The following is a 21,715-nucleotide window of genomic DNA, read 5'->3' as shown; positions in this document are numbered from 1 at the left end:
GGGACCCATCGTCACGTCGCCTCGCTGTGCTGGCGGCGTCTTCGGGTCGGCAGGGGTCTGGATGGGGGTCTGCATCGGTGCCAGGGCGTCCAGGCCGTGTTGTAGGCGGGGTGCGCAGCCCAGGGCAGGGCGAGCAACTCCAGGACTGTCCGCATGTAGTCCTGATCCCCGGCCGGCTCATACGCCCAATCGATGCTCTGCACGTGTCCGACCAGGCGCCGCTTGACCTCACACTCGACCAACAGCCGCTCCCCCACCAGAACCGGCACCACGCCTACCCCGGCGAGGACCTGCAGGTCGTCGGCGACGCGCGCCAGGATGAACGCAGCAAGCTCATCCATCGGATCAACCTCGCCACCGGATCCCAGCATGTCCGTCCGGCCCACCTGGTCCATCTGGTCTGTTTGATCCGTCCGGCCTGTCTGGTCCGGACTGTTCGTGCGGTTCATGGTGTCGAGGGTAACCAGAGGATACGTGGGGGCGGGGTGCGGCGCTCCCACCTGTGGACGGCTTTGAGCTCCACCCTTCGGGCTCCACCCGACCACACGTGGATGCCCCACACCCCCGCGTGCCAGCAACCGGGCCCTGCTGTCCGGATTGGCTTCCCAACAAATCGAAGCTGTGTTCTATTTTAAGGAACCTGCCCGAGGGACGGCAGGACGGATCAGGAGAAGCAGTCGATGGCGACCACGACAACCCACCGCAGGAACACCACCCACCAGCACACCCTCGCGCAGGGCGGCAGTGCCGGCGGCAGGACGGGCAGTGGGGCCAAGGGTGGGGCCGACCGTGGAACCGATGGTGGGCTGGGTGCCGGTCTGGTGCTCGATGAGACCGCGGCTGTCCGGTTCCTGCCCTCGGGGCTCCCGCTGGCGCTGCGCTGGCGGGGCGCCCTCTGGCAGGTCATCGGCACCCCCGCCTCCTGGTCCACCCCGGACAACCGACTCGGGCTCGCCTCTGTGCCTACTCCCCCACCCGGGCCTGGTGGCAATGCTGACACCCGGTTTTGGCAGTTCCAGGCACAGACCGGGCCGGCGTCCCCGGTCCTGGAATTCGAGATGAGCGCAGGCCCACGTTCGACGGACTGGCGGCTGTGCCGCGTCACCACCGTCGACGACTTCTAACAGGACACCAACTAACTCCGAGCAGTCCCGACCGGTCCCTAATCAGTTCACGATCGATGCCTCAATTAGATCTGGTCGGGTATCAGCGGTCCGTGCCGAGCCAATACGCGCCGGAGATAGCGAAGCAAGTAGCGAGTTATGGGTCAGACCCGCAGGCATAAGGCTCATTACGCCCGGGCCATGGATAACCGGATCGAGGATTTCGTCATGCGCGAGGAACTCATCATGCTCACCGCCGCCGAGCTCGACTTCGAGAACACTCCTGCCACCGATTTTCCGGAACCCCGCCGGGTGGACGCGTGGATCCGCTACCCCTCCAAAGCCTTCCGCATCCAAGCCCACGCCATCTCCTACGCCAGGACCGCCGTGAAGATCCGGGTCCTCGAACCCCTCATCCAGATCCACCGGGAGGGCTGGGTATGGCTCAATTCCGTCACCCCCGTCCCCTCCAACGATTCCAATGACGAATCCGCGACCAGATCTCCTAGCGGGCCCACTGCCCCGCACTGATGACCCACACCACACGCGCCGGACAAGATCCCTAGTTTAAGCCTTGGCGTAAGCCCCGAATCAGCTGGCAACAAACCAGCAATCAGCCGTACGTAATGAGTTGGTGTTATTCGAGTAATGCGCTGGCGTGCAAAACATATTCGTTCTGCGATAGAGTCGAAGACTTGGGATCAGTAATTCACCACTAGCGATTCTAGGAGTAATCAAATAATGGCACAGCGCGTACAGGTCGAACTCGTCGATGACCTCAACGGGGAGATCGCCCAGGAAACCGTCCGCTTCGGAGTCGATGGCACCGACTACGAGATCGACCTGACCACCGAGAACGCGGAGAAACTCCGCGCAACCCTCACCGAATACGTGGACAAAGCCCGCAAGGCCACCGGCCGGAAGAGCCAGCGGTCCTCGACATCGGGAACCTCCACAAACCGGTCCAAGCGGGAAGACACCCAGCAGATCCGCCAGTGGGCCCAGGACAACGGCCACAACCCCAGCCCCCGCGGACGGATCAGTCAAACCATCATCGACGCCTACGCCGCAGCCCACTAAGACACTCCCTGACCACGGCCCACACCGGCCAGCCCCTCTATGGCCCGGCTGGCGGTGTGGGCCGGAGACAGCGGTACAGCGGTCTTGGAATGGGTCGAGCCCTGGCCCTGGGACGACGGGTCGAAGCGTGCACGATCAGCCAGCGGTAGGCGAAGTATCTCGGCAATGGCCCGCCCGGATCCGCCCTCATGGCGGGTGAGGCTGACTACGGCTTCCATCTCCCGCCCCGCGCTGCCGCTGCTCCTAGTGGCCTCCCAGGAGGTACCGCCAGCCCTCGATGAGCCAGCCGCGCTCAAATGAGGCCTCGTCGTCGAAAAGCTAAAACAGTCTCCGCCGAGCCGGTACGAGTGCAACATCTTCACCGCCTCATCCGGGGCGAAACTGTCGAAGTCACTGCCGCCGCCGGGATCACGCATCCCGAACTTCACGACCCGTCGCGGCAGGGCGGGGCCGACGACCGAGGCCCGATCACTTCACGATCGGCGCCTGAATAGGGCCGGGTCGGGTAATGCCGGGGCAGGGCAAGCAGCCCACAGTGGTATTGGCCTCGCCTGTGCCTTAAATTCTGTTGTCAGCCCGTTTCCGCAGGGCTTCGATGACGGCGTCGTCCTCGACCGGGTACGCGTCCGTGGGAACCTGTGAGGTCGTAGGCGAGATTGGTGACGTACTGAAAGAATCGCTGGTCGGCGCCGGTGCGTCTCCAGTCTTGCTCCACAAGAGTCAGGAGCAGATCGATGCGCTCACGGGGCCGCTCAGAACGTCCTTCAAACAGATCATCAGTCCTGCTCGCTCCGCTCTCCGCTCATCCTTCAGCGATGCCGACCGCCCGGTTACGCGCCGGTGAGCAGCTTCCAAGTTCACCATGTTCACGCAGCCCCACTACTGCCCCAGGGTCGACCAATCCAACCGCTCCGCTTTCACCGCACGCAGTTACTGTTCGCCTTCGATACGGCAAGATCCCTGGTTGGGTCACCCATGTGGGGCCGGAGGTTCACCTTCGGGCTTGCGCATATCCAACGGCATAGCCCTGCTCAGGAACCCCATTGCTGGCCGTGACCGCAATGCCGCAATGCCTGCGGGGGTACCGATGACGAGAAGACCAGCTTGGGTGGCCTCCCCGATCCGGTGCTGGTGCGCGGCACAAATGTTCGTCACCAACTGGTTGAGCGGTACCTTCACGTCCCGAACGATCAGGAACCCCGGACGGCGCGACATCACGTGTTGGAAAGCCGGCGTTTCAAGTGTCAGGTGCTTGGCCGACACTTCCTCCAGGGGCTGTCCAGCGTCCCGGATGAGTTCGCCTGCCTGTTCCATGAGCTCCTCTGTCGCGGCCTCGCTATCGGTTACGGCCAGGGTCAGCAGCGTTGGCGTGCCTGACCCAATCCGAAGGTCGTACGCGAAGTCCTTCAACCACTCCGTTAGTTCATCCACCGGGCCTCCGATCGATGACGGCCAAACAGTCCTGCGAAGGCGGCTGGGCCTGCTGGTTTTAATCCTAGGTTCAGACGACGGACCTGCGGAAGCGCGAACGCAGAGAATCCGGCTCGGCCTAGATGGTAGGCCAATAGCGACGGACGGAGGCGCCGATGGAGGATGAGCAGACCCGCCGAGCGTCACAGGATTCAATCCCTGTCGCGGTCCCGCCCAGGTTGCCGTCGTCGATGGCAGCGCGGATCGCCTGATCAGCGTGAGATGGGAACAGGCGCCGGGTGCTTCGCACAACGAGCACGAAGTGGAGCCCATCCACTTTGCCCTCTCGGTGTTCGAGCAGATGACAGCGGTGCGGGGGCGAGGGCGCTGCGCGCGACCGGTTCACCGGCGGTAATGGTCGTCTTGATGACGACAAGCCTGCTCGCCGCCCTCCGTGAGGGACGCCTTGCGGAAGTCAGGGCCGCGGCATTCAGCTTAATTTAGGGTGGCTGGGGCAGTTAGTAGCGCGCAGCCTCACGTCAGTCGAGCACGTAGGTTTGTTGCATGGAACTGTCTGATCGTCCATTGGCCGTTTTCGGCGATTGGCACGGGCACCTTGGCTGGGCTCTCGGTGCTATCGACGCCGCTGAACGTGCCGGGGTGAGGGCGCTGTTGCATGTGGGCGATTTCGGTCTCGACTTCCCCGGCCCGCAGCGGGGCCGGTACGAAAGCAAGCTGGGCCGGCGGCTGGCTGCCTCGGACATGCACATCCTCGTGTCCCCCGGTAATCACGACAACTGGAGCACCATCCAGAAACTGCCGGTAAGCGAGGACGGCACCGCAGAGTTCACGGAACAGATCCGGATACTGCCTCGCGGTGGCCGCACCACCATCCAGGGGCTCGTGATCGGCGGGCTCGGCGGCGCCTACAGCGTCGACCAAAGCTGGCGCAGAGCAGGCAAGAACTGGTGGCCCCGCGAGGAACCTACGCTGGAGGAAGCCGAGCATCTGATCGCCGGCGGGCCCGTCGATGTCCTGCTCACCCATGATGTCCCCGCCTCGGTTCCTATGAAGGGGGAGTTCGCCCTGCCGCCGCACATTGCGGAGCAGGCTGAGGACACGAGGCGGTTGCTTGACTCTGTCATCGAACGCCTCCGGCCACCCCTCGTGTTCTGCGGTCACTGGCATCAACGCCGGCAACATTCGCTGGCACGAGCCGACGGCACTGAGACACAAGTGCATGTACTCGGCAAGGAGCTGAACCGGGAAGGCAACGCCGTCCTATTGAGGCCGACCAGCAGCCTGTACCTGGCGGTCGAACCGCTACTCGTTGCAGGTCGGTGAGTATTGGTGGTCCCTGGCTCAGTCCAGACGGGACCGGCGACATGCGCTGCCAGGGTACTGGTCATGATCCCTGTGAGGACCGGGTGATCTATCTAGGACGCGTGATCAAAACTACCGGGCTGGTCGTGCGCAACGTCGGCGTCCGATCATCACGGACCTGCACCCAGAACACGGCGGATTTCTCGACTTCGCAGAGCACGATGGACAGCAGCGGGATGGGCAAGCCGTCTTTCCGCAGACCGGACGGAGCGAACGGCACACCTCCCCCGTCCCCGACGTAGCGACTGATAACTCGCAAGTCCAGGTCGAGGACGTAGACGCTACCCGTGAGCGTCTCGACAAGATACTCGCCACGATCGGCGTCTTGCACTGCTCTGACGGGTCCGCTCGTCGGCGCAACGTTTTTGTCGGCGTTCATTCTCACCCTCGGTGTATCAGGCCTCAACCCTTCGACGAATCAGCTTCTGGTTCCGTTTCGCGTGCAACGTCACGACGAAAGGTCTGGCCGTCTCTCCGTAAGTCGAGGATGTCCCCGTACAGGTGAACGGTTGAACCGGTTTCCGACAGCGTCACTTCCAGGAGTTCCGCGTGTCCGGTCTCTGCATCGAGGTATCGAAGGTCTTCGTCAAGGTTGGTCTTTGACTCCGTCAGGTAGACAAACCTTCTGAGGTCACGCAGGGACACAGGGCTATCAAGGCTAATGATGATGTGCAGTGCCACATCTCACCTCCATCCGACCGCGATGTACCACTAGTAGAGCAGACAATGGGGTCTGCAGCTAGTGCCATGGAGTGTGCCCATTCGACCGACTCAGACTTCCGCCGAGACGCAGCAGAAGTGGACGAAACGCCGGCAGTCGGTCGGAAGGCGCATCCGGAATCTGCGCATCGACCAAGGCCTCAGCCAGGAGGCGCTAGCACTCGAGTCAGGACTGAGCCGCAACATGATCATCGGCGTGGAGTTCGGCCGCCGAGGCATGAGCTTCGAACGGCTCTGGGACATCGCTGACGTACTCGGCATCCCAATTACGACACTTCTGAGCGAACTAGACGAGGGTGACGACTATCCCTAATCATCGCCCTTCCAGCAACTCGCACAGACGACAACGGAGCACATAGTTGGAAGTTCCAATTAGGTGATCCGTATCTTCCAACTGGGTCTGCATCTCGACATCTCACTTACGCAGTTCGGTCGAGGTTTTGCACTAGGCGGCGCGCTTCCGCCGACTAGGTTTACTTCCGCCAACTAGGGCCGGATCTCCCCTCCAAGGCTGAATATTGTCGAGGCACTTGGCCCCGGGGACCACTCCACTCCTCCGGAGACGACACGGAACATGCGGTCGATGCACATTTTGCCGAAGGTAAACTAGGTGGTCCTTCTTGACCATTCGGCACGTCGATGTTTCGGTGGCAACCCGTTCTGGAGGCAAGTAGTAGGGGGCCTTCGCAGTGCTGGGTGAAGTGGTGGAAACGAAATCTTGCCGGGTTCTTCCTGTCGAGAGCTCCCGCAGCCGCACCGCCCGCCCCGCATCCGCGGGGCAGAAACCAAAACGCGTCGGGTCGAGCTGCCCGGAGAGTTAGTGAGCTAACGCAGTCTTAGCGCTTCAAAGCGGGCGTTAGCTGGACAACTCCTGAAGCTGTGCAACTGGTGTGCGCTTGTACCCCTGTCGTTTCCCGGCCAGCAACTGCACGCCGCCCAAACTTCCTTAGTTGCTCGCTCCCGATGAGCGAGCCAAGTCAATTGGCACGTGATCGTACGCGAATTCCCTTCTTCCGCGAGCCCAGCGTCGCGTAGCTGATTCGGCGGCATAGCATCAAGGTTCGCGTACCTAGAAAGGAAGTGGCCGGTGTTGATTGGCAAGGAATCAGGGCTCGTCCTTACCCAAGAGTTCCAAGACGCGCTGTCCCGGTTGGAGCGGGGCCATAACCTCTTTTTGACTGGTAAGGCGGGTACGGGTAAGTCCACGCTGGTGCGGCAGTTCTTGGCCGCTACCGACCGCAACGTGGTCGTAGCCGCTCCTACTGGGATTGCCGCTCTCAATGTCGAGGGCTACACCATCCATCGCCTTTTTTCCTTCCGGCAAGGCACCACCGCCGAATACGTCCGCAGCCGTGAGTACTACCCGAGCCGGTTCGCGAAGACGCTCAAGAAACTCGACACTCTGATTATCGATGAGGCCTCGATGGTCCGGGCGGACCTGTTCGATTGCCTGGCTATCGCCCTAGAGCGATTCGGGCCACGCCCAGGGAAACAGTTCGGTGGAGTCCAACTGGTGCTGGTCGGTGACCTCTACCAACTTCCACCCGTTGTCACCGACGGTGAGCGGGAGCATTTCAGCACGCGATACGACTCGCCGTACTTCTTCTCAGCCGATCACTACGACACCCACGCTTTCCCCGTCGTCGAGCTGACCAACGTCTTCCGGCAGGTCGGTGACACCCGGCTGGTCGAGATCCTCAACGCCGTACGTGAAGGCGCGCTCTTGGAGGACGATCGGACCGAGCTCAACACCCGCACCGATCCCACCTTCCGCCCCCCACTTGAGCAATTTTGGTTGACATTGACGACCACCAATCGGATGGCCACCGCCCGCAACCGCGAGATGCTCGAGCAGATCGACGAGCCCGCCACCCGCCACCCGGGCAAGACGGTGGGAGAGCTGGACGGGTTCGATCTGCCAGCCGAAAAGGAGCTGGTATTCAAGACGGGTGCCCAGATCATGATGCTCACCAATGACCCCCACGACCGGTGGGTCAACGGGACCCTCGCCCGGGTCGCGGATCACCGGATTAAGGACGAGGAGCAGCACGTCACGATCGAGCTCCCCCGCGGCGAAACGGTCGAGATTGGTCAGCACACCTGGGAGGTCACCCGGCCCCTCGTCGAGGACGGTGCGCTACGGCACGAGGTAGTCGGGACCTACACTCAGCTGCCATTCCGGCTGGCTTGGGCCATCACCATTCACAAGAGCCAGGGGCAGACCCTGGAGCGCGTGGTGGTTGATCTGTCCGGCGGTACCTTCGCCGACGGCCAGCTTTATGTGGCACTAAGCCGGTGCACCTCCCTGAACGGGCTGGTGCTGCGCCGAGACGTGGCGCCGAAGGACCTAAAGGTCGACCAGCGGATCCGCAGATTTGTGCGGTCCAAAGGCACCCAGACCACCTCTCTCGGCACCGCTTACTTGGGCGTGTGCACCATTGGAGATGAAGGTGATCGGTGGCGACCGCGCCCGGCGGAGATCGCCTTGGTTACCGACGACGGGATAGAGCTCTCCACTCTCGTCAACCCCACCCGTGACATGGGCGAAGCCCGGTCGCAATACGGCATCACCGCCGGAGACGTGCAGCTGGCCCCGCTGCTTACCGAAGCCTGGGCTGCTCTGGCGCCCCATCTGAGCGGGCGGACCCCGGTGGGCGTCAACATCGACCGGGACCTCGGTTACCTCGACTTCGAGCTCAAACGCAACGGCTACGTCGTGCAAATGCCGGTCGGCACAGACATCGATGAAGACCAGCTCGGCGCCCGTGACAGGAAGCGGCTCAATGCGCCCACCGCCTTGGAACGCGCCCACGCAGTCCGAGACATCGCCACGAAACTCAAACCCAGCGACGCCTTCGCCGACGTTTTCCCCGACCCAACCACTAACACCGGTTACTTGATGCCTCGTCCCAACGGCCGCATAACCTTTCTCGTCGGCGGCCACATGCCACAGTCGTCGACCCCAGGCGAGGTGCTCGCCCAGAAGCTACAGGCAGCTTCACGCCGTGCTCGGCTGGACCCACAGGCCCAAGACGTCGCCCGAGCGGTATCAGCAGCCACTGGGACACCAGTTCTCGACGACACCTACACCCAGGACGGCCGACACGACATCGAGCAAGTCATGGTGGACGGAGCCCGCATCTGCTTCACCGGCTCCGCCCAGGACGAACAAGGACGCAACCTCTCAAGGGAGGACTTGAAGGAAATCGCGATCGGGTGCGGGCTCAAGCCAGTAGACAGCGTCACCAAGACCAAGTGCGAGGTCCTCATCTCAGCTGAGACTGGGTCCCAGTCAGGCAAAGCCCAAAAGGCCGCCCAGTGGGGCAAGCCAGTCTTCACCGCCGAAGAGTTCCTAGCCTGGGCCAATGGAAAAATGCCAAGCATCTCCGTGGAGGCCGAAAAGCGTCCCCTTCCGCAGGTGAAGATAACTCACGTCCCAAGGGGCCCCAACGGGGCTACCCCGCTAACACCCTCACACCAATCGCAGCGGCTTCCGAGAGACATAACAACGACGACGGCCCAGGAAACCACGCCCGAGCCCGCACCGGCCTCCAGCCAGCCGACGACACCATCGATTCCTCCGATGTTAGAAAAGCCGCCTATCCAGCCAATCGCGCCGCCCCAAGCAGAGCAGGCCGTGAAAGTGAAACCGGTTCCGGCGCCGATGCAAGCCCCTCAGCCCGAGGCAGCGATGTTTCAGAAGCCGGCTGCTCCTCCCGAAGAAGGGCCACCACCACCAACAACACTTCTCAAGGCGCCGGTGACGGAACCCGTGCCGCAGCAGTGGGCTCCACCAGTTGGGCCCGGGACACCTACCGAGACCTCCAAATTGTTGCGTCCAACGGAATCGGCGCAGGCATCTCCGAAACCGCCCCCGCCAAACCAGTACACCCCCGGCGGAGGGGCACCGACGTCCGCCCCTCCACAGACCGTCGCACGCCGTCAGCCGTATCCGTCCGCAGCCAATCCACCTCAGACGCCAACTCCTAAAAAGTCTATGGAGGGCCAACGGAAGTTCCACCTCACCATGAGTGCAATTTTCCTCTTCCTGACCGTTGGCATGTTCATCTTCGCGGTGATCGGCGCGATCATCCTTTCGGACTCCGCGATTTGGATCGCGCCAGTTGCCTTGGCCTGGCTGGCAGCCATTGTCCAGATTCCGGTTTGGATCATACGGAGCATCAAACGGAATCACCGCCGACGCCGCTAAGAGGCCAACCGATCCTCAGTAAGTGTTTGCCCTTCGGGCACCGTCCGAACCGGAGATAGTCGAGGGCGTGGGGGTCTGCGCCTCAGATATTGCCGTGGTTACATGATTCATCGGCGAGGGATGAAGCTTTGTGATGGTTACGCCCCTAGAATCACGACCAGTGACTGTTGAAGGGGGAAATTGTGTCCACTGTCGATGCCGTCTCGCATGGGATTACTGTGCTTGATATTTACGAGGGGCGCTGGGGGCTGTGGCAGGTATCGGCGGTAGCTATGGCCGGTCCACTGCGCGCCACTGCGACGAACGCCGTTGTCTCGGATGGATTCGATGAGCGGGCCTTTCAAAGCCTGACCTACAAACGGCCGGTCCTGCTGACCGCGCGTGCCGAGCAGGCATGTGACGAGCCACAAGTCTTTGACGCTCCCATTTTTGACCCGGACACGTTCGTCGCTCACTGCGCCTCGTGGATAGACATGCTGCAGGAGATGTTCTGGCAGGAGAATGAGCGCAGGGTTGCTCACAATCGGATGAAGGTTGCCGAACGCAAGGCGGCGCGTGCGGCTGGTCAAATCCCGCCCGATTATCAGCGGCAAGCACCACTGTTGAATATTGATTGGCCCGCAAGTCCTCGTCCGGAAGTTTGGCGAACGTCGAAGGACTGTACGGATCCAGTGAACGCCGAAGCGCTCCGGGTCGCCAACGGGTGCATCAGGCTACTGAACTTTTGGATCGACATCGAAAATGACCGCTTCCGGAAATCTCGGACATACTTTAACGGAGTCGGAGGCCCAGCGATTCGCTCGTGGCCAACACCGGCCTCCGAGTGGGTGAGCGATCGTGGCTGAACCACTCTCCGCGGTTGTCGACGCCGAAACAACAGGATTCCGTCATGGAGGTAACCACCGAATAGCGGAAATCGGCGTCGTCCGTGTCGATGCCTCCGATCGAATCGTGGATTGGTAGGAAATACTGATCAGTCATGGCCGTGATCTTGGACCCCAGCGCGTGCACCTTATCCGGCCGGCTGACATCCTCAGTGGGTCCACCTTCGCATAAGCGGCCCTCACTCTGACGAAAATCCTTCAGGGCTGCATCATGATCGCCCACAACTTTATTCTTGATGCGGGCTTCTTCGCCCACATACCAGCGGGCGAGCATGCACATGCCCGAAGAGTTCCCTGCCGGAACTTGCCCCCTGCAGCTCGCAACTACTAACCTTCACACGCAACCCTTGAGGTTGGGATAGGAGGCGAAAGCTTCGGACCCAATCCCTCGCGCAGACGTGAACACCGGCCTTCAAGGTGGCTGCGTCCCAAGCAGGTTCAACGGTCAGGCTCCGATGTTGGACTCGAAAGCCATCCGGAAATGCCATGTACATTGCGACAGATCTCGCAGTTCCGTCTCAATAGAAGGGACATCGTCCCTTGCCAGAGGTTGCAAGAAGTGTCAGCTTCAGTGAGACCGGACATGCGCATCGCGATCCTCGCCCGGACACCACGCCTCCGAGCAGACGGTTCGAGCGGCAGTAGGATCCACGGGTCCGATCATGACCTCGGCCACCCCTCGCGGGGTGGATGGGGACGAAAGGCCCTACGTGGAAGGACTGACAGCGGAGATCGTGCAGAGACAGAGCATTTCATGCCACCGTTGTGATTCAGAAGGAGAAGCGTCGTGAGCCCTGCGCCCGCCTCACAGATCGTTGTCGGTGTCGATGGATCAGAACAGTCCATCGCCGCACTGCGGTTCGCCCGGAAGTTGGCTCCCGTCCTCGACGCGACCATCCGCGCCGTCGCAGCATGGGACGACCCCGCCGAGTACCCCGCATATGTCCCCCTCGGCCGCAGCGAATACACCCACGCCGCCCGCAAGGAACTGGACGAGGCCCTGGCTGCCGCCTTCGGAGAGGACGCTCCCCCAGGCCTCGAGGCGTCAGTGGTCTTCGGGCACCCTGTGAAAACCCTCGTGAAGGCCTCGCGGGACGCCGCCCTGCTCGTCGTGGGCAGTCGCGGACATGGGACGTTCAGGGGGCTACTCGTCGGCTCCATCAGCAGCGCCTGCGTGGCCCACGCCCACTGCCCCGTCCTGGTCGTCCGTCCGCCGACTGATGCGGGACAGCAGGATGAACCGACCGGCCGAACCGCTTCCGACGCTGGTTCACCGCACTCGTCGCAGCCCGCACCGATGGACCGTGACGCCAACGAGTGAGCAGGGGCGGCCCACTGCGTGGCCACGCCCCGCCGCTAGCGCTTCCGGAAGGCGTCCCGTACCTTCTCGGCAGCCTGCCTCAGGTCCGCCTTGACCTGATCCCTTTTCCCCTCTGCCTCGAGTCGCTCGTCTCCCGTCGCCCTGCCTGCGGCCTCCTTGGCCCTGCCGCCAAGCTTCTTCGCCGCATTCTTGATGCTGCTGCGCAGGCTCATGGTGTTCTCCTTCGGCGTGCACGCCCGACCGCCTGTCGAGGGATCACGATCGCATGCGGCCCATCGTCCGGCTCAGTGGCCGGACCCCGACTGCACCATGAAGACGCTTCCTGATCATCGGGTTCGTGGGAGGTCGGTTTCCAGCCCCGAACCGCGTGGCGAGCACGGTCATGGCGGGTGTCGACACTTCCCGGCTGCGGGAGCCTGACCTGAATGCTCACCCGTTCCCCAGGAGTGGCCCTGAACCGGGCCGGTTCGCGGTCGCGCAGAAATGCGACGCACATTGATCCTGGACCGTCCGGGACGCCACCCGGTGCTTGCCGGCCGGCACTGCCCTGTGGACTCTCACCGGCGATGTACCGCTCCCTCACATGTCACGAACTCCCGCACCCGATTGTGCGCCGGGTTCGCATCACGGCCCGGACGATCCTTGCTGTCCGTCGAGATGCAGATCACCCGGCAATTGTTGCCGGGATGCCCCATACCCATCAGGGTCTTTGGTCCCTGATTCACGGTTGCCTCCTACCGGCCCACTCGGCGGCTCGTCTCACGGGAGGTGGCATCGAGCCGTGTCGGAGGTTGCAGCGAGTGAGCTCCAGGGCCACAAGGACTGCCTCCCGCTGCTCATAGGACGAAAGCCCCTATCGCCCCCTGCAAGCGATGGGCACGCTTCAGGCAGCACCACCACCCTGATCGCAGCGAGCCCGAGGAGAAACCCCATGAGCACAGCAGCCGGCCCTCGAATCGTCGTCGGCGTCGACGGTTCGCAGCAGTCCGTCGAGGCGTTGCGGTACGCTCACCGGCTGGCACCCGTCTTCGACGCGACGATCCTGGCGGTCGCGGCGTGGGATTACCCGGCCGAATACCCCGGGTACGTTCCGCTCGGCACCAGTGAGTTCGCCGACGCCGCGAAGATCCACCTGGAGCATGCCATCACCACGGCCTACGGAGAAGATGTCCCGAGCGGCCTCGAGACCACGGTGATATTCGCCCACCCCGGCAAGGCTCTCGTTCAGGCCTCCCGCGACGCCGCCCTGCTCATCGTGGGCCGGCGGGGTCACGGAACATTTCGCGGGTTGCTCCTGGGCTCCGTGAGCGCCAGTTGCGTCTCCCACGCCCACTGTCCGGTCCTCGTCGTTCATGAGGTGACGGAGAGCGAGCCACGGGAGGGCAAAGCGGGCAAGGGCAAGGTAACCGAAGACGCAGACGCTTGAGGATCCCGCCACCGCCCTCCCGGCGTCGTCGGCGCGTCCTGGCCGGATGCGGGGCCCGTCGGGCGAGCATGTCGTCGTGAGTCGTGAACCTGCGCAGTTCGACATCATCGTCGCCGGCGGTGGACTGGCCGGACGAAGCCTCGCCTACTTCCTGAGCGGGCACCCCGGCCTGGGCGAGATGCGGATCCTGCTCGTCGACGACAGCCGTCACTACCAGCACCGGTCCATCATCTACTGGTACGACGGCGTCCTTCCGCTGCGGCTGACCCCTTCGGCGAGCTACACGATGCTCGCGGTCGATACCGTCGGAGGCTTGCGTAACCTGTCCCTCGAGCGCCACACGCTGTCCCTGACCTCCTCACAGAACATCTTCGAGTGCCTGGATCGGGTGATCAACGCCGATCCTCGCATCACCCGACTCGACGCCCACGTCACGGGGATCCGCGCGCGGAGGGATCGGGTCGCGGTGGAACTCGCCGACGGCCGATCCTTCACGGCCTCCTACTGTTGTGACAGCACCACCCCACCGCCCGGTGCGACTCCTCCCCTGCTCATGACCGGTGAGATCCGGCAGGTCCGGACCGCGAGCGAATCCTTCGACCCGTCAGTGGCCACCTTCATGGATTTCAGGTCGGGCGACGGCCGGCAGCCTGTCCGCCTCCACTGCCTCCTGCCGGTGTCGACACGCGAAGCGTTCGTGGAGACGACGAGGATCACCCGTGGTGATGCACCGGCCCTGGGCTGGCCCTTCGAGACGGCGGCCGCGGCATACCTCCGCAACACCTGTGGAGTGACGGACTTCTCCACGCTCGCCGTCCAGCGAGGGGTGATCCCGCTCGGTCTTCGTCGCCAGTCGTCGCGAGGACGACATCTCTACGTTGGCACGGCCTCCGGGATCATCAAGGCGACGACGGGGTACGGCTTCACCCGCATCCTCCACCAGACCGAGCACGTCGCCTCGTCGTTCGCCGCGACCGGCTCGCCGAGCGGACCCGACCCCCCGCGCCGCTTCCACTTCTACGACAAGCCCGTCCTCAAGATGTGGCTGCACGACCCCGACTCGGCAGTCCGCTTCATGAGAGCGGCGTTCGCGTCGCTGGACGCGGATCTGATCCTGGACTTCCTCGACGAACACACCACCCCGCTGCAGGAACGCGAACTCCTTGGCTCCATGCCGGTCCGCGCGCTCCTGCGCCCCCGCCTCTGGCTGTGACTCCCCCGCAGGTCCGATCTCCTGTCGCACCACGCAGCGCCCCTGGGACTGCCAGCGGCGATCGCAGCGGCCGCCGCAATGGTGACGAAAGTCCCTAGAGTACCGACCCACCCCGCAGGACACTGGGACGCAACCCTTTCGGGAGTGGTCGTCGTGCGACGCCGGCGAGAAGCACACGGGAAGCATCAACCGGTCGTCGACCACTTCACGAACGAACGAAGGACAAATGAATGAGCTCGACAGAGCGACCGATTGCCTCAACAATCCCCGCACCTCCCCCTATCCACCTCGACCCCTCCACCGAAGACGAAACTTTCAGGCCCATTGGTCTCAGGCCCACCGGATCCGACCTCAAACGCCTGATGGAGCGTCGGCGGGAAGCAGAGCGCAAGCTTGCCCTGCATATCCAGAAATACCGGGAGACGCACCCGCTCCCCTCGAAGGAGTAACCCGGAAGCTCGCGCCCGTGCCGGAGTAAGGGCTGCTCCTTCCTCATCCAGGTACCACCACGGAGGACGCCCGCCATGAGTTCGAGTTCGTTGAGTACCACTCCCCCGCCCGCTCGGACGCCCATGCGGGCAGGACCGTTGATCATGGTCCTCCTCGGCGCTTTGCTCGTCTCGATAGCAGCGGGCCTTGCATTCGGCGGACTGCTCGTCAGCGCTCTCGCCGGCTTCCAGCGGGGTGGGCAATTCCTGACTACATCCACGGAACGCTTCGAGTACGACTCCTACGCGCTGACCACCCGGCTGCAGGACGTCCAACTCGATACCGACGAGGGCGTCCTCCCCGCGGGTATCGCGACGATCCAGCTGGCGGCCACGGGCGTGCCCAGCACCGAGGCGGTCTTCGTCGGCGTGGCACGACAGGCCGACGTCGACGCGTACCTGTCGTCGGTGCAGCACACAGAGCTGACCGATGTCCGCACCGACCCCTTCCGCGCCAGCTACCGCGAGATCCCGGGCTCCTCGGCTCCGCGCCCACCCACCGAACAGACGTTCTGGACGGCGTCGGCCTCCGGTACCGGTACGCAGGTGATCTCCGTGGACGTGCGTTCCGGGAGCTGGGCGGTGGTGGTGATGAACGCCGACGGCAGCCAGGCCGGCGTCGTCGATCTGCAGGCAGGCCTCCGGTCGAGCCTCTTCGCGCCCGTCGGCTTGACGATGCTCCTGATCGCGGGTGTCCTGGTGCTGGTCGGCGTCCCACTTATCCTCATCGGGGCGAACGCCCTCGGAAAGGGGATCGATCCGTCCCTGGCCGCCGACGAGAACCGGCGTCGGGGGCTCCCGGAGGACCTCCACCGCACCGCGTCGGACGACCCCGCGCGTGACTTCCTGGCCCACCCGGCCCGCCTCACGGGCTACCTGCAACCCCGACTCTCCCGGTGGCTGTGGCTGGTGAAGTGGTTCCTCGTGATCCCGCATCTGGTGGTGCTGTGGCTGCTCTGGACTGCGTGCTTCGTCAGCACGGTGGCCGCCGGCGTCATGATCCTGTTCACCGGGCGCTATCCGGCAGGCCTGTTCGCCTTTGCCGTGGGGGTCTTCCGCTGGACGTGGCGCGTGCAGTTCTACGCCTCCGCGCTCGGAACAGACCTGTATCCGCCCTTCACCCTGGCCCGCGTACCGGACTATCCCGCCGATTTCGAGGTCCCCTACCCGTCCAGGCTCCACCGCGGCCTCGTCCTCGTGAAATGGTGGCTGCTGGCCCTCCCGCACCTCCTCGTCGTCGCTGCCCTGACGGGTGCCTGGTCGACGACCGTCGTCGTCATACCCGGCTCCGGCGACGTGGTCCGGACCACCGCGCCGTCACTGCTGGGCCTGCTGGTGATCGTCGCCGGGGTCGCGCTCCTGTTCACGGCCCGCTATCCGGCGCCGCTCTTCGGCCTGGTGATCGGCATCCACCGCTGGACCTATCGCGTGGCAGCCTATGTGTTCCTGCTCCGTGACGAGTATCCGCCGTTCCGCCTGGATCAGGGACCGGAGGAGCCGGAAGCCCGGCCACGCGCCACCGCCGGTTGGGGGACAGCACGAAGGGAACCACCGCCGCCCCCGGCCCGTCCGCCCGGCCTCTGACCGTCCGCGACACCTCCCACCCACCGATCACGACGGAAAGGCCCACCGATCATGACCCCCACTCACCCCCACGAGATCATGGATCTCTCCCTCCTGCAGCGTGGCGCGGAGGGCACCGCCGTACTGGGCCACAGCACCCCCGTGAGCGTGGAGATCCGCGCGACCCGCCGCGTACGGGTGACCTCCGTCCAGTTCACGCTCGTGCACTCGCTGGAACTCACGCAGATGCGTGGGAACCAATTCGGCGGAACCTACCATGCCGCCGAGCGCAGCTCGAGGGACATCGGGAGCACCCTGGTCAGCGCGAACACCACCCTGCGCGAGGGCGAGTCGTGCTTCGAGGTGGGCCAGCTGATAGTGCCCGCCGAGGCGATCCCCACTCTTCACGGGAAGCTCGCGCTGTCCGGCTGGTCGGTGCGTGCCCGGGTGTCCTCGGAGGGCAACGGGGACGTCGTCCGCTCCCATCCGCTGGTCGTCCAATCGGACGGGACCGGGGTCGACGTCGACCCCGGCGTCGACCCTACGGACGGGCGCCGTGCCGCAACGGATCTGCACGTGTCCGAGCTGTCCACCCATTCAGTGCATCCGGGGGTGGAGGTGTCCGGCGTCGTGACGGTCAGCGACTCCAAGGCACGCACCCTGAGCATCAGTATCGTCATGCAGGAGGAAGTCATGTACTGGGCCGGGCAACGTGCCGAGAAGGAGCACCATGCCGGCAACTTCCTCGTCGAGGAGACGGTGATCGATGAGGTCCGCGTCCCCGCGCACGCGGCCAGGGGTTCGGTTGTGCCGTTCACCCTCACGGCCGGGACCGTTCCCGCTCCGACGGTCACCTCGCCCGTCCTGCGGGTGCGCTGGTTCCTGCGGGCAGCGCTCGAGGTGCCGTTCAGGCGCGATCCGGAAGTGACGGTGCCCCTGGCGGCGAGCACCAGGGTCCATTCACGGGCCTGACCTACCGCACGACGACGACGTTGCCGCTCGCGTGGTGCAGTACCGCGTGGACCGTTGACCCGAGCCGGATGCCCAGCGTATTGCGGCCCTTCGCTCCGAGCACGACACAGGCGGCTTTCCGGGCCTCCTCCACGATGCTGCCGGGAACGGAGGCCGCGAGGAGGAGGTCCCGTTTCGTCGTCAGCCCCGCGTGCTCGCCGAGCAGCGCGGAAGCCTGTTCGAGGACCGGATCCTGCTCCTGGGCACGCGAAGAAGCCTCCGCCTCCCCACGCCGGTGAGGGCCGCCGACGTGCAGGAACCGGAGTGATTTGTGCAGGGTGCGGGCCAACTCAGCGGCAACCAGCACCGCGCGGTCGCTCTCGGGGGAACCGTCGACGGCGACCAGGACGGTGTCGTGCGTAGGACGGGCATCACGGACGACCGTGACGGGACACGACGCGGTGGAGACGAGATGGAGGCTCACCGAGCCGACCAGCAGACCGGAGAAGCCGCCGAGGCCCCGCGTTCCCGTGACGAGGAGGGAGGCCTCCTCCGAGAGCGTCGTCAGGACAGCAGTGGGGGCGCCTGTCACCATCCGGTCCTGCACCTCGAGATCCGGTTCGGAGCGCCGCGCCAGTTCACGTCCTTCCGCCACGATCCGGAGTGCTTCCCCACGCAGCCCGCTGTCCTCGATACCCGCCACCGGTCCCAGCCGGTCGGTGAAGTACGGCCAGATGAAGGCATGGACGACGACGAGCGGCAGCTGGGCCACCCCGGCATAGCGTGAAGCCCACAGGAGAGCTCTCTTCGATTCGTCGGACCCGTCGTAGCCGACCATCACCGGCTTGCCCTGACGGAACCCCGAGGTACCGCCCGTGGTGGAGGTCATGCCGAGGCGGTGGCGGGCCGGGCCGCGGCGGGCTCGCCGTCGGATGCGGGGAGCCCGCCGTGCGCGATGACGACCGGGCAGGCGGAGCGCTCCGCGACGGCGGAACTCACGGAGCCGAGGAGGAGTCCCACGAACCCGCCGTGACCCCGCGATCCGACGACGACCATCGATACCTTCCGGCTCTCCTCGATGAGCACCTGGGCCGGGGCCCCCTGGAGGACCCGGCGCTCCAGCGGGCAGGGTGGCTCACCCTGGAACGCTGCCGACAGCGCGTCGTCGAGTGCCTTCCCGGCCAGTTCGTCGGGGTTCCAGGTGATCGGGGCGAAGGTGCCGAACCCTATGGGGTACTGCCATACCGTCACGGCCCGAATGACGTCACCGGCGAGCGGGACGAGCCTGCCTGGGAGTTCCAGTGCGGCGATCGACTGCTCTGACCCGTCGACGCCGACCACGATGACGCGGGATCGGCGGGGTGGGGGTGTCATGTCCATGATGGGGTTCTGCTCCTTCGCCGCCGGTGAACGTGCGCCCCGTCATCGTCTCCGGCCCCTCGTGGGCGAGATAGGGCCGAAAGACCCACCCGATTGGGGGCCATTGTGCCCTGACCGCGAGCGCGGCACCGGGTGATGATGGTCCTTGGACACGAGGCAGCCGGACCGGTAGCGTCGGGCGCGTCGACGACGTCGGAGGTTGGAGATGGACTACCCCGCGACCGGTGGGCATCCGGAGGAAGCAACGGTGTTCCTCCTCGATGACCATGAGCTGGTCCGGCGTGGGTTGCGCGAGCTGCTGGAGAGCGAGGGTTTCTCCATCGTCGGAGAATCCGGATCCGCGGAGGAGGCGGCCCGGAGGATCCCTGCCCTGTCACCGGACATCTCGATCCTCGATGCGAGGCTGCCCGACGGCACGGGGATCGAAGTGTGTCGTGACGTGCGCTCGGTCGACCCTTCGCTGGCCTGCGTGATCCTGACCAGTTACGACGATGAGCAGGCGCTGCGGGGCGCCGTACTCGCGGGTGCCGCCGGATACATCCTCAAGGAGATCCTCGGGTCCGACCTCGTGGAGAAGGTCCGCCGTGCGGCGTCCGGTCAGTCATTGTTCGCCGCCGGGGTGACGGAACGGATCACCTCCGGACTCCTTGACACCCCTGCGGAGGACCCGCGGCTGACGGGCCTGACGAGTCAGGAGAAGAAGGTACTGACGCTCATCGGGGCCGGGCTGACCAACCGGGAGATCGGCACGGAACTGTTCCTGGCGGAGAAGACCGTGAAGAACTATGTGTCGTCCTTGCTGTCGAAGCTGGGGTTCCAGCGCCGCACCCAGGCAGCGGTGTTCATCTCCCGCCCGTCGGATCCGTTGTCTCCGTCGAATTCAGAGGGATCCTGAGGTGGACCTCGGTCCCCGCACCGGGTTCACTGAGGATGGAGATCGTGCCGTCGCACAGCTCCGCGCGGCGCTTCATATTGCTTAGGCCGCTGCTGCGGGTGGGGTTCTCGAACCCACGGCCGTCGTCGGTGATCCTCAACTCGAGGTGTTCGCCGATCGCTCGCAGCGTGACCGTGATGGTCTGCGCGTCGGCGTGGCGCAGCGCGTTCGACAGCCCCTCGAGCAGTACGGCTCGGACATGATCGGCTCGCTCGTCATCCAGCGCCGCGTCGAGCGGGCCGGACAGCTGGAGGACCGGCGCGAGGTCGTGGCCGTCGAATGCATCCGCCACGAGGGAGAAGATGGTGGAGGTGAACGTCGGGGTGACCTGCGGAACCGTGCGCAACGAGTAGATGGTGTCACGCAGTTCCCGGATGGTCTCGTCCAGCTCCGTCGTCACCGCCGAGATGCGGTTCAGGGCCTCCATGTCCGGCGTGTACTTCCGCAGGCTCTGGATGCTCAGGCCGGCCGCGAAGAGCCGCTGGATCACCAGGTCGTGCAGGTCACGCGCAATCCGGTCACGGTCGCCGAAGACTGCCTCCTGTTCCCGCTGGCGGTGAACACGCAGCAGTTCGAGGGCCAGGGACACGTGGGATACGAAGGTGGTCATCATTTCGTGGTCAACGTCGGAGAACGGCGACCCGCCCGGTGAGCGGCCGACGACGAGGAATCGGCGGTTGCCGTCGCCCGGGAGCTTGCTGCAGAGCGCCGTCCCGATCATGCCTTCCGGGGCGCCGGGAAGCACCTGGGCGAATTCGTCCGCGTCCAGGACGATCGGCGACAGCGTGGTCGGAAGCCTGTCGAGCAGCGTCGGATCCAGGCTCGACTGGCCGAGAAGGGCCTCGACCTCGACACCGTCCACTGCCTCGCAGCCCACTCCGCGATGGTTGCCGAAATCCCTGAGGACGGCCGCGAGGATACTCTGCGAGGCATTCAGCGCGTGGGTCGCGAGGATGTCCAGATCATGGCGCGATTCGTCATGCTGGCCGAGCAGTTCCCTCACGGCATTCAGTCCGCCCTCGAGCCAGCGGGTGCGTCGATTCGCTTCATCGAAGAGCCGCGAGTTCTCGATCGCGACCCCGGCAGCCGAGGCGAGCGCCACGACGAGCTGTTCGTCGTCGACGGAGAAATCCGCACCTCCGTTCTTCTCGGTCAGGTACAGGTTGCCGAAGACGCGGTCGTGGATACGGATCGGAACGCCGAGAAAGGACTTCATCGGCGGGTGGTCCGACGGATAGCCGTAGGCGAGGGGATGTTCGCGCAGATCGGACAGGCGGAGCGAGTGCGGCACCGAGATCAGCAGACCGAGGATCCCGTGCCCTGTCGGGAACTGGCCGATCCGCCGGATCTCGTCGTCCTCCAGGCCGACGGTGGTGAAGTGACCAAGGGTACGGTCCGGGCCGATGACTCCGAGTGCTCCGTAGCGGGCATCGACGAGTCGGCAGGCCGCCGAGATGACGCGTTCCAGCACGGTGTCGAGCCCGAGGTCGTCCGCTATGGCCGCAAAGGCAGCGAGTAGGTCTTCCATCCCGGCCAACGCCGTCGTCCGAGGGGACACTCCGTTGGGCAGTTCTTCAGAATAGGTGACCACGTGCCGCACTCCGTACTGTCGACGTGTGGCCCCGCCCCCCAGGGACCCACGATCCGTC

General features: G+C 64.7%; 21 protein-coding genes. 13 read left to right on the top strand and 8 right to left on the bottom strand.

Annotation, left to right across the window (positions count from 1 at the left end; translation table 11 throughout):
* Positions 1–11: 11 nt before the first annotated feature.
* Positions 12–449 carry a DUF6221 family protein gene (locus AC4D2E_RS06140; protein WP_490951961.1) on the bottom strand — a complete coding sequence of 146 codons (438 nt, stop codon included), beginning with the start codon at positions 447–449 and terminating at the stop codon, positions 12–14.
* Between the two features lie 231 nt (positions 450–680).
* On the opposite strand from AC4D2E_RS06140, the gene AC4D2E_RS06135 reads away from it, so the two are divergent.
* The 3 genes from AC4D2E_RS06135 (at position 681) to AC4D2E_RS06125 (ending at position 2,183) form a co-directional block, all read left to right on the top strand.
* A complete protein-coding gene (locus AC4D2E_RS06135; protein WP_490951960.1) occupies positions 681–1,124 on the top strand; it encodes a hypothetical protein in 444 nt (147 codons plus the stop codon).
* A 180-nt stretch (positions 1,125–1,304) separates the two neighbouring features.
* On the top strand, positions 1,305–1,634 hold the full coding sequence (locus tag AC4D2E_RS06130; protein ID WP_490951959.1) for a hypothetical protein: 330 nt from the start codon (positions 1,305–1,307) through the stop codon (positions 1,632–1,634).
* 210 nt (positions 1,635–1,844) lie between these two features.
* Positions 1,845–2,183, top strand: coding sequence for a histone-like nucleoid-structuring protein Lsr2 (locus AC4D2E_RS06125; RefSeq protein ID WP_490951958.1), 339 nt, complete (start codon positions 1,845–1,847; stop codon positions 2,181–2,183).
* A 969-nt stretch (positions 2,184–3,152) separates the two neighbouring features.
* Here AC4D2E_RS06125 and AC4D2E_RS06120 read toward each other — a convergent pair.
* Positions 3,153–3,614 (bottom strand): hypothetical protein, encoded by a 462-nt coding sequence (locus AC4D2E_RS06120; RefSeq protein WP_490951957.1) that lies wholly within the window; start codon positions 3,612–3,614, stop codon positions 3,153–3,155.
* A 543-nt stretch (positions 3,615–4,157) separates the two neighbouring features.
* Here AC4D2E_RS06120 and AC4D2E_RS06115 point away from each other — a divergent pair.
* On the top strand, positions 4,158–4,937 hold the full coding sequence (locus AC4D2E_RS06115; protein WP_490951956.1) for a metallophosphoesterase family protein: 780 nt from the start codon (positions 4,158–4,160) through the stop codon (positions 4,935–4,937).
* An 88-nt stretch (positions 4,938–5,025) separates the two neighbouring features.
* On the opposite strand, the gene AC4D2E_RS06110 is transcribed toward AC4D2E_RS06115, so the two are convergent.
* Positions 5,026–5,355 (bottom strand): hypothetical protein, encoded by a 330-nt coding sequence (locus tag AC4D2E_RS06110; RefSeq protein ID WP_490951955.1) that lies wholly within the window; start codon positions 5,353–5,355, stop codon positions 5,026–5,028.
* Positions 5,356–5,378: 23 nt separating this feature from the next.
* Positions 5,379–5,657, bottom strand: a complete 279-nt coding sequence (locus AC4D2E_RS06105) for a hypothetical protein (protein ID WP_490951954.1) — start codon at positions 5,655–5,657, stop codon at positions 5,379–5,381.
* A 61-nt stretch (positions 5,658–5,718) separates the two neighbouring features.
* Here AC4D2E_RS06105 and AC4D2E_RS06100 point away from each other — a divergent pair, with 61 nt between their 5' ends.
* The 4 genes from AC4D2E_RS06100 to AC4D2E_RS06085 all read left to right on the top strand — a co-directional run bounded on the left by AC4D2E_RS06100 (position 5,719) and on the right by AC4D2E_RS06085 (position 12,111).
* The gene (locus AC4D2E_RS06100) at positions 5,719–6,009 is read left to right on the top strand and encodes a helix-turn-helix domain-containing protein (RefSeq protein WP_490951953.1); all 291 of its coding nucleotides are present in this window, start codon (positions 5,719–5,721) and stop codon (positions 6,007–6,009) included.
* A gap of 774 nt (positions 6,010–6,783) precedes the next feature.
* Entirely contained in the window at positions 6,784–9,906 is a 3,123-nt protein-coding gene (locus tag AC4D2E_RS06095; RefSeq protein ID WP_490951952.1) for an AAA family ATPase, read from the top strand.
* A gap of 182 nt (positions 9,907–10,088) precedes the next feature.
* Positions 10,089–10,751 carry a hypothetical protein gene (locus AC4D2E_RS06090; protein ID WP_490951951.1) on the top strand — a complete coding sequence of 221 codons (663 nt, stop codon included), beginning with the start codon at positions 10,089–10,091 and terminating at the stop codon, positions 10,749–10,751.
* An 826-nt stretch (positions 10,752–11,577) separates the two neighbouring features.
* Complete coding sequence (locus AC4D2E_RS06085; protein ID WP_490951950.1) at positions 11,578–12,111, top strand: universal stress protein; 534 nt, start codon at positions 11,578–11,580, stop codon at positions 12,109–12,111.
* A 35-nt stretch (positions 12,112–12,146) separates the two neighbouring features.
* Here AC4D2E_RS06085 and AC4D2E_RS06080 read toward each other — a convergent pair whose 3' ends face one another.
* Positions 12,147–12,323: a CsbD family protein gene (locus AC4D2E_RS06080; protein ID WP_490951949.1), complete on the bottom strand. Its 177-nt coding sequence runs from the start codon at positions 12,321–12,323 to the stop codon at positions 12,147–12,149.
* 719 nt (positions 12,324–13,042) lie between these two features.
* Here AC4D2E_RS06080 and AC4D2E_RS06075 point away from each other — a divergent pair.
* From AC4D2E_RS06075 to AC4D2E_RS06060, 4 genes are all read left to right on the top strand, one after another.
* The gene (locus tag AC4D2E_RS06075) at positions 13,043–13,537 is read left to right on the top strand and encodes a universal stress protein (protein WP_490951948.1); all 495 of its coding nucleotides are present in this window, start codon (positions 13,043–13,045) and stop codon (positions 13,535–13,537) included.
* A 76-nt stretch (positions 13,538–13,613) separates the two neighbouring features.
* Positions 13,614–14,750 carry a lycopene cyclase family protein gene (locus AC4D2E_RS06070; RefSeq protein WP_490951947.1) on the top strand — a complete coding sequence of 379 codons (1,137 nt, stop codon included), beginning with the start codon at positions 13,614–13,616 and terminating at the stop codon, positions 14,748–14,750.
* Between the two features lie 524 nt (positions 14,751–15,274).
* A complete protein-coding gene (locus tag AC4D2E_RS06065; protein ID WP_490951946.1) occupies positions 15,275–16,822 on the top strand; it encodes a DUF4389 domain-containing protein in 1,548 nt (515 codons plus the stop codon).
* A 51-nt stretch (positions 16,823–16,873) separates the two neighbouring features.
* Positions 16,874–17,773 carry a hypothetical protein gene (locus AC4D2E_RS06060; RefSeq protein WP_490951945.1) on the top strand — a complete coding sequence of 300 codons (900 nt, stop codon included), beginning with the start codon at positions 16,874–16,876 and terminating at the stop codon, positions 17,771–17,773.
* Between the two features lies 1 nt (position 17,774).
* Here the strand turns inward: AC4D2E_RS06060 and AC4D2E_RS06055 are convergent, their stop codons facing one another.
* Positions 17,775–18,641, bottom strand: a complete 867-nt coding sequence (locus AC4D2E_RS06055; RefSeq protein WP_490951944.1) for a universal stress protein — start codon at positions 18,639–18,641, stop codon at positions 17,775–17,777.
* Complete coding sequence (locus AC4D2E_RS06050) at positions 18,638–19,132, bottom strand: universal stress protein (RefSeq protein ID WP_490951943.1); 495 nt, start codon at positions 19,130–19,132, stop codon at positions 18,638–18,640. The genes AC4D2E_RS06055 and AC4D2E_RS06050 overlap by 4 nt, the downstream gene beginning before the upstream one ends.
* A gap of 205 nt (positions 19,133–19,337) precedes the next feature.
* Between AC4D2E_RS06050 and AC4D2E_RS06045 the strand changes: the two genes are divergently transcribed.
* Positions 19,338–20,027: a response regulator gene (locus AC4D2E_RS06045; protein WP_104165042.1), complete on the top strand. Its 690-nt coding sequence runs from the start codon at positions 19,338–19,340 to the stop codon at positions 20,025–20,027.
* Here the strand turns inward: AC4D2E_RS06045 and AC4D2E_RS06040 are convergent.
* Positions 19,975–21,594, bottom strand: coding sequence for a GAF domain-containing sensor histidine kinase (locus tag AC4D2E_RS06040; RefSeq protein ID WP_490951942.1), 1,620 nt, complete (start codon positions 21,592–21,594; stop codon positions 19,975–19,977). The genes AC4D2E_RS06045 and AC4D2E_RS06040 overlap by 53 nt on opposite strands.
* Positions 21,595–21,715: the final 121 nt, after the last annotated feature.

The sequence above is a fragment of the Arthrobacter sp. TJ-265 genome (assembly GCF_058269135.1).
The sequence above is the reverse complement of the archived record's forward strand: the minus strand, read 5'-3'. Positions and strand labels throughout refer to the sequence as shown.